General features: G+C 36.3%; 16 protein-coding genes. 8 read left to right on the top strand and 8 right to left on the bottom strand.

Going from position 1 to position 15,267, the window contains the following annotated elements; all coding sequences use genetic code 11:
- Nucleotides 1-5 precede the first annotated feature (5 nt).
- Nucleotides 6-1,046, bottom strand: a complete 1,041-nt coding sequence (locus BLP81_RS06440) for a hypothetical protein (protein ID WP_093367312.1) — start codon at nucleotides 1,044-1,046, stop codon at nucleotides 6-8.
- A 125-nt stretch (nucleotides 1,047-1,171) separates the two neighbouring features.
- Between BLP81_RS06440 and BLP81_RS06435 the strand changes: the two genes are divergently transcribed.
- From BLP81_RS06435 to ffh, 6 genes are all read left to right on the top strand, one after another.
- Entirely contained in the window at nucleotides 1,172-1,693 is a 522-nt protein-coding gene (locus BLP81_RS06435) for an RNA polymerase sigma factor (protein ID WP_093367309.1), read from the top strand.
- A 43-nt stretch (nucleotides 1,694-1,736) separates the two neighbouring features.
- Entirely contained in the window at nucleotides 1,737-2,624 is an 888-nt protein-coding gene (locus BLP81_RS06430) for a FecR family protein (RefSeq protein WP_093367306.1), read from the top strand.
- Nucleotides 2,611-5,139 (top strand): TonB-dependent receptor plug domain-containing protein, encoded by a 2,529-nt coding sequence (locus tag BLP81_RS06425; protein ID WP_093367303.1) that lies wholly within the window; start codon nucleotides 2,611-2,613, stop codon nucleotides 5,137-5,139. Before BLP81_RS06430 ends, BLP81_RS06425 begins: the two co-directional genes overlap by 14 nt.
- A 154-nt stretch (nucleotides 5,140-5,293) precedes the next feature.
- On the top strand, nucleotides 5,294-5,710 hold the full coding sequence (locus BLP81_RS06420; RefSeq protein ID WP_093367300.1) for a DUF2141 domain-containing protein: 417 nt from the start codon (nucleotides 5,294-5,296) through the stop codon (nucleotides 5,708-5,710).
- An 88-nt stretch (nucleotides 5,711-5,798) separates the two neighbouring features.
- Nucleotides 5,799-6,305 (top strand): inorganic diphosphatase, encoded by a 507-nt coding sequence (locus tag BLP81_RS06415; protein WP_093367297.1) that lies wholly within the window; start codon nucleotides 5,799-5,801, stop codon nucleotides 6,303-6,305.
- Nucleotides 6,306-6,423: 118 nt separating this feature from the next.
- Complete coding sequence (ffh, locus tag BLP81_RS06410) at nucleotides 6,424-7,752, top strand: signal recognition particle protein (protein WP_093367294.1); 1,329 nt, start codon at nucleotides 6,424-6,426, stop codon at nucleotides 7,750-7,752.
- Nucleotides 7,753-7,792: 40 nt separating this feature from the next.
- Here ffh and BLP81_RS06405 read toward each other — a convergent pair whose 3' ends face one another.
- Genes BLP81_RS06405 through BLP81_RS06380 form a run of 6 tightly spaced genes read right to left on the bottom strand, consistent with a single transcriptional unit; the run spans nucleotide 7,793 to nucleotide 11,830 of the window.
- Nucleotides 7,793-8,206: a YkvA family protein gene (locus tag BLP81_RS06405; RefSeq protein ID WP_093367291.1), complete on the bottom strand. Its 414-nt coding sequence runs from the start codon at nucleotides 8,204-8,206 to the stop codon at nucleotides 7,793-7,795.
- A complete protein-coding gene (locus BLP81_RS06400) occupies nucleotides 8,166-9,236 on the bottom strand; it encodes an AI-2E family transporter (RefSeq protein WP_093367288.1) in 1,071 nt (356 codons plus the stop codon). Before BLP81_RS06400 ends, BLP81_RS06405 begins: the two co-directional genes overlap by 41 nt.
- 1 nt (nucleotide 9,237) lies before the next feature.
- Nucleotides 9,238-9,663 carry a VOC family protein gene (locus BLP81_RS06395; protein ID WP_093367286.1) on the bottom strand — a complete coding sequence of 142 codons (426 nt, stop codon included), beginning with the start codon at nucleotides 9,661-9,663 and terminating at the stop codon, nucleotides 9,238-9,240.
- Between the two features lie 21 nt (nucleotides 9,664-9,684).
- The gene (locus BLP81_RS06390; RefSeq protein ID WP_093367623.1) at nucleotides 9,685-10,386 is read right to left on the bottom strand and encodes a pseudouridine synthase; all 702 of its coding nucleotides are present in this window, start codon (nucleotides 10,384-10,386) and stop codon (nucleotides 9,685-9,687) included.
- A 2-nt stretch (nucleotides 10,387-10,388) separates the two neighbouring features.
- Nucleotides 10,389-11,237 carry an alpha/beta fold hydrolase gene (locus BLP81_RS06385; RefSeq protein WP_093367283.1) on the bottom strand — a complete coding sequence of 283 codons (849 nt, stop codon included), beginning with the start codon at nucleotides 11,235-11,237 and terminating at the stop codon, nucleotides 10,389-10,391.
- Nucleotides 11,238-11,272: 35 nt separating this feature from the next.
- Nucleotides 11,273-11,830, bottom strand: coding sequence for a hypothetical protein (locus tag BLP81_RS06380; RefSeq protein WP_093367281.1), 558 nt, complete (start codon nucleotides 11,828-11,830; stop codon nucleotides 11,273-11,275).
- Nucleotides 11,831-11,944: 114 nt separating this feature from the next.
- On the opposite strand from BLP81_RS06380, the gene BLP81_RS06375 reads away from it, so the two are divergent.
- The gene (locus BLP81_RS06375) at nucleotides 11,945-12,577 is read left to right on the top strand and encodes a 7-carboxy-7-deazaguanine synthase QueE (RefSeq protein ID WP_093367278.1); all 633 of its coding nucleotides are present in this window, start codon (nucleotides 11,945-11,947) and stop codon (nucleotides 12,575-12,577) included.
- 110 nt (nucleotides 12,578-12,687) lie between these two features.
- Entirely contained in the window at nucleotides 12,688-14,625 is a 1,938-nt protein-coding gene (locus tag BLP81_RS13640) for a CHRD domain-containing protein (protein ID WP_176752691.1), read from the top strand.
- 48 nt (nucleotides 14,626-14,673) lie between these two features.
- Here BLP81_RS13640 and BLP81_RS06365 read toward each other — a convergent pair whose 3' ends face one another.
- Nucleotides 14,674-15,213 carry a pyridoxamine 5'-phosphate oxidase family protein gene (locus tag BLP81_RS06365; protein ID WP_093367275.1) on the bottom strand — a complete coding sequence of 180 codons (540 nt, stop codon included), beginning with the start codon at nucleotides 15,211-15,213 and terminating at the stop codon, nucleotides 14,674-14,676.
- Nucleotides 15,214-15,267: the final 54 nt, after the last annotated feature.

Below are 15,267 nucleotides of genomic sequence, written 5' to 3'. Positions count from 1 at the left end.
GATCTTTAGATTTTTTCAAAAATTAAAGTAGTGTTTTCTCCCGCATTATGATCATCTTTTAGTAAAATTCTAATCGGGTTAGCAAATCCTTCTATGATCCAGTCATCATTTAAATTATCTAAAATATCATTTCCATCAAAATCCAAATCAAAAACAAGCTCATCATCATCAATCTCTATTTCCCAATGACCAGAAAAGGATTCTCCCGTGGCTATGTTTTCAACTGAAATGCTGTTATTTGGATTAAATGTGAATCTAAAATCTTCATAATCTAAAGTTTCATTTTCACCAGTATCAGTTATATAATTAGCGATTCTAAATTCACCTGAGTTAATAAATTCCACAAAGCGATTTAATCTCGAAAATTTATTGGTTAAGAATGATGGATTAAAACAGTCTTCATCAAGGTTTTGAATGGCTGTGTTAAGGTCTGTGTTTGAAGATATAGATTGTGATTCTCCATCGATAGAAATTGAAATGGGGTATAGGATTTCGTAAAAACCATTGTTTTGTTTTAGATTTTTAATCAGGTTGTAAAATTGAGCTTCATTTCGAATACTGCGACGTGTTGAAACACTGTTTTCTGTCTTAAAAATATTGATTTCAATTGGGAAATCATATGTCAAGCATGTGATTTCAGAACTGCCTTCCACGCTGGCAATCAATGCATTGAATTTAGATTGATTTTGCAAAGTGATGAATTCATAATTAGGGAGAGATACCTCCACGGGAAAACTTATACTTACAGAGTAATCTTCTGTGAGAGTAGATAATTCAGAGATAAGAAGTTCATAATCTGAAAATTTATTAATGTTGAAAGAAGTTTCGGAATTGATGGTAACTTCAAATGGAAATTCAAGACTCAGGCTGTTGGATTTATCTATGAAATCATCAAAGGCTGTAGGATTTTGTGTTAGTCTGGATATGAGATCACTCAACTCGCTTTGGCTGGATAAACTTGTATTATCCTCAACCTGCTCAAAGAATTCTTCATTTTGGCAGCTGGTGAATAGGATGCTAAAAATAAAAAGGTAAAAATATTTCATCATTTGTAAATTTATTAAAAACCTTCTTATATATAACAATCAAATTTAATTTTACCCTAAGTTCAAGATAGGGTAAGTTTGTATTTGATTGTTTAAAAAGTAAAAGAGCAATGTACATTTAGTCTATGGAAAAAGAGCTTATTGATAATGTTTGCGAAGAAAAGATATATAAACGCGTTTATGACACCTATTCTGAAGGTATTAATAATTATTTCTATTACAAATTTGGCAATCGAGAAATGGCTGAAGAGTCTGTACAGGAAGCCTTTATAAAACTATGGGAGAATTGTAGAAAGGTGCCTCTTAGCAATGCAAAATCATATTTGTATACAGTTGCAAATAATCTTTCACTCAATAGATATAAGCATAAAAAAGTGGTCCTCAGATACGCCAATAGCGTTCCTCAGCAAACCGAAAATAATCAGGGTCCCGATTATAAAATGGAGGAGCAGGAATTCAAGCTCAAGCTGGAAAGAGCTATTCAGGACCTGTCTGAAAAGCAACGAACTGCCTTCCTGCTTCATCGCATAGATGAGAAATCGTATAAAGAAATTGCAGAAATTCTAAACATAAGTGTGAAAGCTGTGGAGAAGCGAATGCAAAAAGCTTTGCAAAGTCTGAGAGAAAAAATAGAGGCCTTTAAGTAGGGTAATTAAAGATTGAGGTGTTACAGTTATAGAATCTAAACCGATGAAAGAAAACTACAATTTAGCCGATTGGCTTGATAATAAAATTAGCGATGACCTCCTGAAGGATACGGAAGGTTTTGAAACGCTACAAAAAATCAAATTCTATTCTGCTCAGTTACAGAAACCAGAATTCAGAAAAGAGCCTGTTTTTCAAGAATTGAAAAGCAGGCAAAATAAAGCGCATAAAAGAAAATTTAACTGGTCTATTGCAGCTTCAATTTTACTTATTTTAGGATTTTCTTCTTTAGCATTTTTGTTTTCTGTGAAGGACTTTACTTCGAAAATCAATTCACAGCAAACCGTTTTATTACCAGATGAGTCTGAAGTATTTCTTGCTGAAGCCAGTAAATTTCAATTCAACAATTGGTTCTGGAGTTTTGATAGAACGACAAGACTTAATGGGCAAGCTTACTTTGAAGTGGCAAAGGGGAAAACATTTACAGTCAAAACTGAGCTTGGGAACGTAAAAGTACTGGGAACTCGATTTGATGTAGAAGCAAGGGATTCATTTTTCAAAGTCATTTGCTATGAGGGTTCCGTAAGAGTAACTTATGAAAAAGAAGAGGTTATTCTTACCAAAGGTCAGTTTATCACTTATAATAACGGGGTGAAAATTGAACAAAGTAACGTCTACAGTGAAAAGCCATCATGGATTTCAAAAACACATCAATTTGTAAATGTAAGTCTTGCTGAAGTGATGCATGAATTGGAAAAAGAATATCAAATCAGAACAGATATTTCAAACGTGACAGAGGATAAGCGTTTTACGGGAACACTGCCTTCAGATAGTTTATCTCTGGCTTTGGACATATTGAGTAAAACTTATCAAATGAATTATACAATTATCAATGAAAATAAATTTATTTTTGTTGATAATGTCAAGCTCTAAGTTAAGTACTCTAGTTTTTTTTGTAGCCATCCTGATTTTATCAGGCTACAATCTCCAAGCTCAATCTCAAAAAAAGATTGAGCTTGTTGTATTATTAACTAGTCTGGAGAATAAATTTGAAGTCAGTTTTAATTATTTACACGAAGATTTAAAAAATATTGAAGTTTTCTCACCTGGAGAGTCTTATTCCTTAGAAGAAGCTTTAGGTTTTATAAAGAAGCAATTACCGCTAAGCTTTACTTTTATATCAGAGCAAAGTGTTGCTGTAAATTTCCTTCATTCCTTTAAATGCTTAAGTTTTTTCGATGCGACCTCTGGCAAATCGATTGCGGATGTTCAAGTGATATATAACAAGCAGACCTTAGGATTTTCCAATTCTTTTGGTAAAGTTTTCGTTATGGATTCAGTAGATCTCGGTAAGCTTCACTATTCACATCCTAATTACTTTAATGTTGATGGAAGCTTTGAATTTTCAACTTCGGAGGTCTGTGAAATTTTTTATTTATATCCAGAAATCGAGTTGGATGAAATCATCATAAAAGAATATTTAACCAAGGGTATTTATTTGAATTCAGACCATAGTTTAAAGATAATACCTCAGGAGTTTGGTGTGCTTCCAGGTCTGATTAATGCCGATGTTTTACATAGTTTACAGTATGTCCCAGGTATTGTAAACACAAATGAAACCATCGCTCAAATAAATGTAAGAGGGGGAACTCACGATCAAAATCTCATCTTATGGAACGGTTCTCGAATGTACCAATCCGGCCATTTTTTTGGAATGATTTCAGCTATCAATCCTCTTATAAATCATCAAATCAAAGTCATTAAAAACGGAGGATCAGCTTTTTTCAATGAAGGAGTTTCTTCTGTCATTGATATTTCTTCGCGGGAACATTCTCAGGACTATAGAAGAATTTTTCAATTGGATTTTTTAAGTGCAAATGCAGCTGTTTTTTTAGAATTGAATGACAATTCCGACCTTCAAATTGCGGCTAGAAAATCCTTAACAGATGTTTTTGAATCTCCAACTTATAAAGGGTATACGGATAAAGTGTTTCAAAATACAGAAATTCAAGATTTACAGCTGGGAAATGATAATAGAATTACAACGCAGCAAGAGCTTAAATTCTTCGACGTCTCGTTACAATATGCCTATGAATTCAATGCAGATAATAGATTGAATTTCGATGTTTTAGCCATTCAAAATCAACTTACTTTCGACGAAGTTTTAGAAACAACATCAGAGCAAAAGCGTAATGATTTCGAACAGGGGAACTTTCTTGCCAACCTAAGTTATAAAACCAAATGGAATAAAAGGCACTCGACAGCTGTAGCTTTTAATGCTTCCTTCTACAGGCTTGAAGCCTTTAATCAATCGGTTTTATCCAATCAGGAGGTATTGCAGGTCAACCAGGTCTTAGACCTCAAATTCAGTCTCAAAGATTCCTATAAGCTTTCGGAGTATCTGCATTTAGATACGGGCTATCAGTTCAATGAAGTTGGGGTGAGGAATGATAATGAAGTGACTTCTCCGGAGGTTATTTTAAGAGAAAAGCGCGTGCTCACCACACATTCTGGAATTGCTGAACTGGAGTATAATTCCAGAAATAAAAAGTTAAGGACTCGGCTTGGAATACGTGGAAATCTTTATTCAGATTTTGAAGATATTAGACTTGAACCCCGGTTCAATTTGAGTTATCAGGCCAATCGGTACTGGAGATGGAATGTGCTGGGCGAAATTAAAAACCAAACGCTCACGCAAGTCATAGACCAGCAGCAGGATTTTTTAGGTGTGGAAAAACGGCGCTGGATACTGGCCGATGAGGAAGATTTCCCCATTATTAATAGTCAGCAAATAGAAGTAGGTGTCAATTTCAACAAAAAGGGATGGTTGGTTCAAAGCAGTGTATACCATAAAGTTATAGAAGGAATTTCAACAGGTAGCCAGGGCTTTCAGAATCAATTAGAGTTTCTTCAGCTCAATGGAGATTACGAAGTTATCGGGGTAGAGTTTTTAGTTCAAAAGCAAATAGACGATTTCAATTTCTGGTTCAATTTTTCACTCATGGACAATACTTATGATTTCAAGAATTTTTCTCCTCAGCAATTTGCCAATAATTTTGAAATCACTCAAAGTTCTGCCTTTGGTATTAATTATACCGCTGATGAAATTAATTTGTCTCTGGGTGGACGCTATTTTGCGGGAAGACCCACAACAGAGATCGATACAGAAAACCCTATTTTAACACCTGATATTAACCCGGAACTTAATTTTCTTAGTCCAAACGCGAGTAATCTTAAGGATTATTTCCAACTCAACTTGACCGCCAGTTACCAGTTTCAGCTAAAGCATTCATCTATAAGGACTGGTTTTAGTATTTTGAATTTGTTTAATAGTACTAACCTCACCCAGCAATTCTTTAGATTAAATGATTTCAATACTTCTGTAGAAAATGTGAGGATAAAAAGCCTGGAGTTTACACCTAATGTTTTTATTTCATTTCAATTTTAGAGGCGGAGACTCTTCGATTTCTTCTGATCCTGTCTCCAGGAATCCCAGACAGATTGAATACTGTTCATCCGGAATATTCTACCGGTCATCAATAACTTTGGAAAAAACCTGAAGTCTCATCTTACTTTTGAAATGAACTTAAAACCTTAAAGTCATGAAAAATTTAGTAAGATTAGCATTAATCCTGGTTATGATGAGTTACCAAAGCTTTGTAGCTCAAGAGAAAACAAGGCTTATTGTAGAATTTGAACGTATAAAAAATACTTCAGGCACACTTCACGTAGGAGTTTTTGAAAAAGAAAATTTTCTTAAGAAACCCACTCTGGCAAAAAGTATAGAAGTGAAAGGCTCAACGCATACTGTAGAATTTGAAAATCTCGATTTTGGAGTCTATGCCATTTCGGTATTCCAGGATTTGAACGCTAACCAAAGCATGGATATGCAAAGCAATGGAATACCTTTAGAGCCTTGGACGATGTCTGGACATCCCAATCCATTCGCAGCTCCCTTCTGGGAAGATGTGAAATTTACATTCGACCAAAAAAAGAAAAGGATAAAACTCAAAATTTAGGTAACTTTTTTTATTTAAACATTGTTGATAGAGAACTCAAAGTTTTTCTTATTTTTGCCGTCCTTGAAATTTATATAAAATAGCAATTATGACATTTGATGTGTTGATAGAGATTCCTAGAGGAAGCAGAAATAAATATGAGTACGATTTTGATTTGAAACAAATGCGTTTTGATAGAATGTTGCATACCTCAATGATCTACCCAGCAGATTATGGATTTGTGCCAGAAACTTTGGCCTTAGACAATGATCCAATAGATGTACTTGTGTTGTTCACCAATCCTGTAATGCCAGGCTGCGTTGCCGAGGTTAGGCCGGTTGGTGTTCTTAATATGTCTGACGAAAAAGGTCCAGATGAGAAAATCATATGCGTTCCTGTGGCGGATCCTATGGGAGACGAGGTTTATAAATTCTCTGATCTTAATCCTCATACGGTCAAAGAGATCGAACATTTCTTCAGGACATATAAAGATTTAGAAAATAAAGAGGTGAATATAGGGAACTGGGGTGATGAGAAAGAAGCTAAAGATCTCGTCAATAAAGCCATAGAGCGCTATAAAGAAAGCGACACAGTTACGCATAATTTTAGTTTGTAAAAGTTGATCAGCATTATATATAAAAATATAACCACTTCCTTGGAGGTGGTTTTTTAGTATATAAAATCTTCATTAATAGATTTCAAATTCTTATTTTTGCTGAAATTCAATAGAACATATGTTTGATAGTTTAAGCGATAAGTTAGATAAGGCCTTTCATGTATTAAAAGGTCATGGTCAAATAACAGAGGTAAATGTAGCAGAGACACTTAAAGAGGTGAGAAGAGCACTGGTAGATGCCGATGTCAACTTCAAAATCGCTAAAGAATTTACCAATACGGTAAAGGAAAAAGCCTTAGGACAAAATGTACTAAAGAGTTTAAAGCCTAATCAATTGATGGTTAAAATCGTTAAAGACGAATTAACTGAGATGATGGGTGGAGATGCAGAAGGTATCGATTTGTCTGGAAATCCAAGTGTGATCTTGATGTCTGGTTTGCAAGGTTCTGGTAAGACCACTTTTTCGGGTAAGCTGGCAAATTTTCTCAAGACCAAAAAATCCAAAAAGCCTTTACTTGTGGCATGCGATGTTTACAGGCCAGCTGCTATCGATCAATTGCATGTAGTAGGAGAGCAGATTGATGTCGAGGTCTTTTCTAATAAAGAGGAAAAAAATCCAGTTGCCATTGCAGAAGCAGCCATCGCCCACGCCAAACAAAATGGGCACAATGTTGTCATTTTGGATACCGCTGGTCGTCTTGCGGTAGATGAGGTAATGATGAATGAAATTTCAGACATCAAAAAAGCAATTCAGCCTGAAGAAATATTATTTGTAGTAGATGCCATGACTGGTCAAGATGCTGTAAATACAGCAAAAACCTTTAATGAGGTTCTTGATTTTGACGGCGTTATCCTTACAAAACTAGACGGTGATACACGTGGTGGAGCCGCTATTTCCATCAAATCTGTAGTGCATAAGCCTATAAAATTCATAGGTACTGGAGAGAAAATGGATGCTATCGATGTGTTTTATCCATCGAGAATGGCAGACCGTATTCTTGGTATGGGTGATGTCGTTTCCCTTGTAGAAAGAGCTCAGGAGCAATATGATGAAGAGGAAGCTAGAAAAATCCAAAAGAAAATTGCCAAAGATAAATTTGGATTTGACGATTTCTTAAAGCAAATCCAGCAGGTTAAAAAAATGGGCAGCATGAAGGATTTGATGGGAATGATACCTGGTGCCGGAAAAATGATGAAAAACATGGATATAGATGATGATGCTTTTAAGCACATAGAAGCTATGATTCACTCCATGACCCCTCACGAAAGAGAAAATCCAACAAGTATAAATGCCAGTCGCAAGAAGAGAATAAGTAAAGGCTCAGGAACATCGGTTCAAGAAGTCAACCAATTGCTAAAACAGTTTTCTCAAATGAGCAAAATGATGAAGATGATGCAAGGTGGCGGGGGTAAGAAAATGATGCAAATGATGAAAAACCTTCAGTAAGAAGGCTCATCTGCAAGTTCGACGCGTTTTTTTAAAGAAATTACTCTACAGTGGACTTTTGTTCCAATCTCCATTCCTCATAAGATTCTAAATCTTTGCCGATAAGTTTTAAGACAAAACCAAACACGGTTAGATCGTCCAAATATCCTACGAAAGGTATGAAGTCTGGGACCAGGTCTAGAGGATTAATGATGTATAGCACGGTAAAAATCATTGCTGCCAGCGTTCTCCAGGGTGTGTCTGTATATTTTTTTTGTTTTACATCCTTCAGAAATTGAAACATCAAAATGATTTTATCTTTGTATTTTTTCCAGTCAGGATGATTTATTTTTGCAAAGAGTTGATCTTTTTTATCAAATACAGTTTCAAAATCTGTGTTTGATACCGTTTCGATCCCTTCTTTTACAAAATCTTCATCCACTTTCTTTTCCGTCTTCTTTCCTAAGATTTTCATTTAATTTTTTTTCAGCATTAGATTCAAATTCTCCGTATTCTTTTTTGTAGATCATAACGATTAATAAAAATAAGGATAATAATAAGGGTCCAAAAATCAGGCCAATAAAGCCAAATAGAGGTACTCCTATAATCACGCCTATCAAAGTAATCAATGGGTGTTCATTAGCCATTTGTTTTAATACCAGAAGTCTGACAATATTATCAGAAGAGCCAACGACAATTAAGCCGTAGGCTAAAACCCCTATAGCTCCAAACGTATCTCCCTGGTAGTACATCAATAAAGTGACAGGAATAAATCCAATGGCGGTTCCTACAAATGGAATCATGGAGCCAATCGTCGTAATTACAAACCAAAACATAGCTTCAGGGACGCCAAATATCCAATAACCAATCAAGGAAATGATTCCCTGAAAAAGAGCGACCATGGGAATGCCAATAGCATTTGCTTTAACTTTTTTTGCTGATTCTGATCCTATTAGCTTTAAGTTTTCAACATCTATAGGAATATAAGTTTCCATGGAGATGGTGAGTTTTTTCTGATTTAATAGCATGTAGTATAATAAAAAGTACATAATACTTATCGCTATAAAAATTTCGAAAGTGCCACCTGCTAAACCTTGGAGATTGCTAGATAACCAGTCTGTAACCGCTGAACTGTCTATTTTTTCACTGATATTAAATCCCGTCAGATCTTCTAATTGTACCAGCTGAGCTTTTGTAGCTTCTACAACTTTTTCAGAATTTTTAATCGCCTTGCTTACTTTAGAGGATAGCATCAGGATTATACCCAGTACTGGAACTAATATCAATATAAAAGATCCAAGTATTAAAATACTTACGCTTAAGCTGGCATTCCAGCCTTTGGAAAGCATTTTTTGCATAAGTCCTTTGAACAGTACATAAAACGTAATCGCTCCTAAAACTCCTGAAATGTAAGGCAGGATTTCAGCAAAAATCAATCCTCCTAAAGATAATATAATCAATAAGATAAAGAGTTGCCTTACAAGTCTGGGTGAAAGCTTTTCCATCTTATTTTGCAAAGATTTGGTTCATGTCTTTAAAGCTTTTGAACTCAAGTGCATTCCCGCTGGGATCTTTGAAAAACATGGTCGCCTGTTCACCTGGCTTTCCCTCGAACCTGATGTATGGTTCAATGACAAACTCAATGTTTTTTTCTTGAAGATGCTTCGCGAATTCATGAAAGCTTTTCCATTCCAGGACTACTCCAAAGTGAGGAACAGGGACTTCATGCCCGTCCACCATACTGAACGCATCTGGATTTGGCTGATGACTTTTGTCCTCGTGTATCACGAATTGATGGCCAAAGAAATCATAGTCAACCCAATGAATATCATTTCTTCCTTCTTTAAAACTTAAAGTATCGGTATAAAATTTTCTGGCTTTTGCAAGATCATTGACAGGAACTGCGAGGTGGAAGGGATTTAGTGAAGCCATAAGCTGTAAGGGTTTTGGTTATTAATTTTGATATAAGTCGTTTACTTCTTCGAGGCTTAGGTGCCGATATTCACCTTTTTCCACGTCTAATTTAATGTTTTTTATCCTTGTACGCTTCAAAGTTCTTACTCTATAATCTAAAGCTTCACACATCCTTCGAATTTGACGATTTAAGCCTTGCGTCAAGACAATTTTGAAACTCCTGTCACCAAGCTTTTCGACCTCACATTTACGGGAGATGGTATCCAAAATAGGGACACCATTTCTCATTTTATGAATAAATTCATCGGTAATGGTTTTATCTACGGTCACTAAATATTCCTTATCATGATAATTTCTAGCTCTTAGTATATGATTCACAATTTCACCATCGTTGGTCATCAAAATAAGTCCTTCACTCATTTTGTCCAATCTGCCGATGGGAAATATACGAGTAGGATAATTTACAAAATCAACGATATTGTTTCTTTCGACTTTCGAATTTGTGGTACATACAACACCTTTAGGTTTGTTGACTGCCAAATACACTTTTTCTTCGGTCTCCTTTTCTACGAGATTACCATCTACAAAAACCTGATCTCCTGGGTTTACTTTGGTCCCCATTTCAATAAATTCACCATTTATAGTGACTCGGCCTTGTTCAAGAAGTTTATCGGCTTCTCGCCTAGAACAAAATCCAGCTTGACTCAAATATTTATTAATTCGAATAGCATCTTGACTCATTTTCATCGATTTAAAAAGTGCAGTATTTCTTGACGAATTTCGTCTTTATTTAAAGAGTGTCCCGCTCCCTCTGTGATTTTAAGTTTAGAGTGCTTAAGATTTCTATGAATGGTTCTCGCCGCTTCTACAGGAGCTACTCTGTCAAATTCATCATGGATAATTAAGGCCTGTTTTTCAACATTTTTTGCAAATTTTGCAATTGAAAATTCATCAAAACTGTAATCGAATTTTTTTATAAAATAAGTTTCCAGAGCCGTCATAAATTTGTCAGTTAAATTTAGTATGCGTTTGTAATCACTCATTATCAGGCTCATTTCTGAAGGAGCCCCGAGCAAGACCAGTTTCTCTACAAAAGGACTTTGCTTTAAATATTGATTATAAACAATAGTCATTGCGCCAACGCTATGTCCAATGATGACTTCTGGTCGATAAAGTTTGAGCAGGCGATCAAGGCATTTTGAATATAAGGGGACATTTAAAAGCTTACCTTCAGAATATCCATGCGCCGGACCATCAAAAGCAATAATATTATACTTTTCTTTTTGTAAATCTTCGACTAAATCTTTCCATCGGTGCGTGTTGCTATCCCAGCCATGAACAAGGATCACTGTTTTACCCTCTCCTTTCCAATGGTAGGTCTGTATTTTTTTGGAATCGTACTCTATAGATGTTGTTTTAGCCTTATTCAAAAAATTTTCTTGCTCTGGCTTTACATCCCCTTTTCTGGGTGAAGAAAATAAGAGATAAGCTTTGTAAACAGCTTTTTCCGGTTTGATTAGAAATAAAGAATTAAGTCTTAATCCTATAATCTTCGGTAAATATTTATTAAGCAGTTTTTTTGAAGCTTTCATAAAAAATAAATGGGAACAGTTAAAAATAAGGTTGCTTACGGAGTGGATTCCTCAAATCTCAACCAAAAATATTTAAATGGCGCTTTACCTGGGATTTGATTGGCTTCAATTTTGATTTCAGAATCAAATTTTAACTTACTTGGTAAATGCTTTTTATCAATCACAATGTAGGCTCCTATTTCATCTATGCTTAAAATCACACTGTTGATGGTGTTTTGAATATTGTTGATTTTGTAATTCTCATAAATAGTTTTAAAATCACTCTGAATCGTTAATCCTTCTCTGGTTTTATATTTGGGATCCAAAATTTGAATTTCACTTATAGTCACCAGAGAATCACCTTGATAATTGGGTTCAATAATAAGGGATACTTCACCTTCTTTAGTGAAAACTTCTATCTCATTTGTAGTGTTTATGCGAGACTTCAGATTAAATTCACCGATAGAATCTTTCTCCAAAATAGAACTTATTTCATTGATTTGCGTGCTTGGTCTAAGCAGCCCTAACTGGTTTTTAGCTATTAATGTTTCAGAGGTGGAGTTGCTACACCCCATTAAAATTACTGAAAGGAAGAATAAGGATAAAAGTTTCATCAAAATTATTTTTTTTCAAAAATAAATAAAGTCATCAACAATATGCGCTAACTTCTATGTTATAAGTTGAGATTTAAGTTTTAATTCAAAAAATGCTTTCAGTATCTTTGCAGCATGCAAAATTCAAATATTGAAAAACTTGTACAAAAAGGGGTGATGCTTCCTTTGATGGAAGAGTTTTATACCATACAAGGTGAAGGTTACCATACGGGAACCGCTGCTTATTTTATAAGAATAGGAGGATGTGACGTGGGATGCCATTGGTGTGATGTGAAAGAAAGCTGGGATCCGGAAAGACATCCACCAACCCAGATTGGATCGATCATTGAAAATGCTAAAAAATACAGCAATACGATAGTCATCACCGGAGGAGAACCCTTGACCTGGGATATGACCTCACTCACCGAGGGTTTGAAAGCTAATGGATTGATGATTCACATAGAAACCTCCGGCGCTTATGATATGACAGGCGTTTGGGACTGGATATGCCTTTCTCCAAAAAAAATAAAATTACCGAAACCTGAAATTTATGCGCGGGTTGATGAGCTTAAAGTCATTATCTACAACAAGCATGATTTTAAGTTTGCTGAGGAGCAGGCTGAAAAAGTAAACGATACCTGTGAATTGTTTCTTCAGCCCGAGTGGAGTGTAAGAGAAAAAATGATTCCTGAAATTGTGGAGTATGTGATGAAAAATCCTAAATGGAGAATTTCTCTGCAGACTCATAAATATCTTAATATCCCTTAACTCCAATTTGGTTTGCGACGCAAATGTTAAAAAAATATTTAATAACATAAATTTTAAAACCGTTATTCAATTTTCATCGTACTTATGTTGTAATAAATAAACATATAGTCATGAAAAAATTAAAAAATTTAAGTTTGCTCTTATTTATAGGAGTACTTTTTATCTCTTGTAGCGATGATGATTTCGAACCTTATAACGGCCCTATCTTAAATAGTGTCGAGTATGATTTGGATGAAAAATCAGATTCGGGTGTTAGTGGTGACGCAACATTTAATGAACAGGAAGACGGTTCGGTTCAACTTATTTTAGAAGTACAGGGAACTTCAAGTGGAAATACGCATCCTGCTCATATCCATATGAATTCAGCTGCTGAAGGTGGCGGAATCATTGTTTCTTTAGAACCTGTTGATGGTGCTACTGGTTTGAGTATTACAACATTTACATCTTTAGATGATGGTACTCCCATTTCTTTTGGAGACATCGCGAATCTGGATGCTTATATCAACGTTCATTTGAGTTCAGATGCCTTAGGCACCATTGTAGCTCAGGGTGACATCGGTCAGAATGTATTGACAGGTGAATCTAAAAGTTATGATCTCGGAGAAAGAGCAGTTGAAGGTATCAGCGGAACAATTCTTTTTGAAGAAAGAGTAAACGGCGAAGCACTTGCAACAATCAGCCTGGATGGAACGCCTGACGGCGGAGTGCACCCCGCACATATACATATGAATACGGCAGTAGAAGGCGGAGGCATAATCTATTCTTTTAACGCGGTGAGCGGCACAACAGGGATGAGTCAATCCAATGTAGCTGAATTAGATGACGGAACTGCTTTTGGCTACTCAGATGTACTGACGGTTGATGGTTATGTCAATGTGCATTTGAGTGCAGACGATTTAGGAACTATCGTTGCTCAGGGAGATATCGGTCAAAATGAGTTGACAGGTGAATCCAAAAGTTATAATCTGGAAGAAAGAGCAGTGCCCGGCATAAACGGATCAGTGCTCTTTGAAGAAAGAGTAAACGGTGAAGCCTTAGCAACAATCAGCCTGGATGGAACGCCTGACGGTGGAGTGCACCCCGCACATATACATATGAATACGGCAGTAGAAGGCGGAGGCATAATCTATACTTTCAACGCAGTGAACGGCACAACAGGTATGAGCCAGTCCAATGTAGCTGAATTAGATGACGGAACTGCTTTCGGCTATTCAGATGTACAGGTCGTTGACGGTTATGTCAATGTTCATTTGAGTGCAGCTGATTTAGGAACTATTGTTGCTCAGGGAGACATTGGTCAAAATGAGTTGACAGGCGAATCCAAAAGTTATGGTCTGGAAGAAAGAGCAGTGCCTGGTATAAACGGTTCAGTACTCTTTGAAGAAAGGGTGAACGGTGAAGCACTTGCAACGATCAGTCTTGCAGGAACGCCTGACGGCGGAACACACCCCGCACACATCCATGCCAATTCTGCTGTTGAAGGCGGTGGTATACTCTATACCTTTACACCAGTAAATGGAACTACAGGGATGAGTCAGTCCAATGTAGCTGAATTAGATGACGGAACTGCGTTTGGATATGCAGACGTCTTGGACGAAGACGGTTACGTCAATGTCCATCTAAGTGCAGGAGACTTAGGAACTATTGTTGCTCAAGGCGATATCGGTATAAATGAATTGACCGGAAACTCGGTTACATATAACCTTGCTGAAGCAGATGTAGCAGGGATAAGCGGAAGCGTAGTCTTCGAAGAACGAGTAGGTGGTGCAGCTTTAGCAACAATTAGCCTCACAGGAACACCTGATGGCGGCACACATCCTGCGCATATTCATGAAAACTCTGCAGCTGAGGGTGGTGGTATAGTTTATACCTTTACGCCAGTAGATGGTACTACAGGAATGAGTCAATCTCAGGTTGAAGCTTTAGATGATGGCACTGCATTTGGATATTCCGATGTCTTGACTGTTGACGGATATGTCAACGTTCATTTAAGCGCAAATGATCTGGCCACCATTGTTGCTCAAGGCAATATAGGTGCTAATGATTAATCGTACCCATTCGATTATAAATGAAAAGCGGCCATTAGGCCGCTTTTTTTATGGGTTTAAGAATTGTCCTTCCCAGTCATTGGATTTTTCGAATACTGCGCGAATGTGATTTGGTCTTTTCAGCTGAAGGGATTCCATGCGTTCCGGGACCAATTTCAGCAAACAAAAATGATGTTCGTCTTCTTTGTATTCAATTTCATCCGGATTTTCAATAGGAGTTCCTGGTGGCTTCTGGGTGATGAAATCTTTTTGAGATTTACCCTGAACTTTGCTCCAATACTTTTTATATTCTTCACCAGACTTTATCATTTTCATTTTTCCTTCAATCTTGACCTGAAGAAGTTTCTTATGATTATAAAACAATAAGCTAGAGTTTGGGTTGTTTTCAAATTGACTTATTTTATCGCTTCGTTCATCGGTGTACATGATTAATTCAAAATCATCTGAAGTATCTCTTAAAACAACCGTTCGTTGAGTAGGGGAGTTGTCTTCAATACTAGCCAAGCTTGGATAGCGAAAGGGATGCTTCTTTTTGAGGTAACCGGATTTAACTTCGTTTTTTAAGTCTTCTAAAATTTGATTTAGCATTTTTGTTTTAAATGTAAAAAAAGAGGAGGTAAACCGAAGCCTGTTTTATCTCAA

Origin of the sequence: Psychroflexus sediminis (genome assembly GCF_900099815.1) — a bacterium.
Lineage (GTDB): Bacteria > Bacteroidota > Bacteroidia > Flavobacteriales > Flavobacteriaceae > Psychroflexus > Psychroflexus sediminis.
The sequence above is the reverse complement of the archived record's forward strand: the minus strand, read 5'-3'. Positions and strand labels throughout refer to the sequence as shown.

Coding starts and splice junctions, on each gene's coding strand:
- BLP81_RS06440 (WP_093367312.1), bottom strand. CDS start 1,046: ATGAAATATTTTTACCTTTTTATTTTTAGCATCCTATTCACCAGCTGC.
- BLP81_RS06435 (WP_093367309.1), top strand. CDS start 1,172: ATGGAAAAAGAGCTTATTGATAATGTTTGCGAAGAAAAGATATATAAA.
- BLP81_RS06430 (WP_093367306.1), top strand. CDS start 1,737: ATGAAAGAAAACTACAATTTAGCCGATTGGCTTGATAATAAAATTAGC.
- BLP81_RS06425 (WP_093367303.1), top strand. CDS start 2,611: ATGTCAAGCTCTAAGTTAAGTACTCTAGTTTTTTTTGTAGCCATCCTG.
- BLP81_RS06420 (WP_093367300.1), top strand. CDS start 5,294: ATGAAAAATTTAGTAAGATTAGCATTAATCCTGGTTATGATGAGTTAC.
- BLP81_RS06415 (WP_093367297.1), top strand. CDS start 5,799: ATGACATTTGATGTGTTGATAGAGATTCCTAGAGGAAGCAGAAATAAA.
- ffh (WP_093367294.1), top strand. CDS start 6,424: ATGTTTGATAGTTTAAGCGATAAGTTAGATAAGGCCTTTCATGTATTA.
- BLP81_RS06405 (WP_093367291.1), bottom strand. CDS start 8,206: ATGAAAATCTTAGGAAAGAAGACGGAAAAGAAAGTGGATGAAGATTTT.
- BLP81_RS06400 (WP_093367288.1), bottom strand. CDS start 9,236: ATGGAAAAGCTTTCACCCAGACTTGTAAGGCAACTCTTTATCTTATTG.
- BLP81_RS06395 (WP_093367286.1), bottom strand. CDS start 9,663: ATGGCTTCACTAAATCCCTTCCACCTCGCAGTTCCTGTCAATGATCTT.
- BLP81_RS06390 (WP_093367623.1), bottom strand. CDS start 10,386: ATGAGTCAAGATGCTATTCGAATTAATAAATATTTGAGTCAAGCTGGA.
- BLP81_RS06385 (WP_093367283.1), bottom strand. CDS start 11,237: ATGAAAGCTTCAAAAAAACTGCTTAATAAATATTTACCGAAGATTATA.
- BLP81_RS06380 (WP_093367281.1), bottom strand. CDS start 11,830: ATGAAACTTTTATCCTTATTCTTCCTTTCAGTAATTTTAATGGGGTGT.
- BLP81_RS06375 (WP_093367278.1), top strand. CDS start 11,945: ATGCAAAATTCAAATATTGAAAAACTTGTACAAAAAGGGGTGATGCTT.
- BLP81_RS13640 (WP_176752691.1), top strand. CDS start 12,688: ATGAAAAAATTAAAAAATTTAAGTTTGCTCTTATTTATAGGAGTACTT.
- BLP81_RS06365 (WP_093367275.1), bottom strand. CDS start 15,213: ATGCTAAATCAAATTTTAGAAGACTTAAAAAACGAAGTTAAATCCGGT.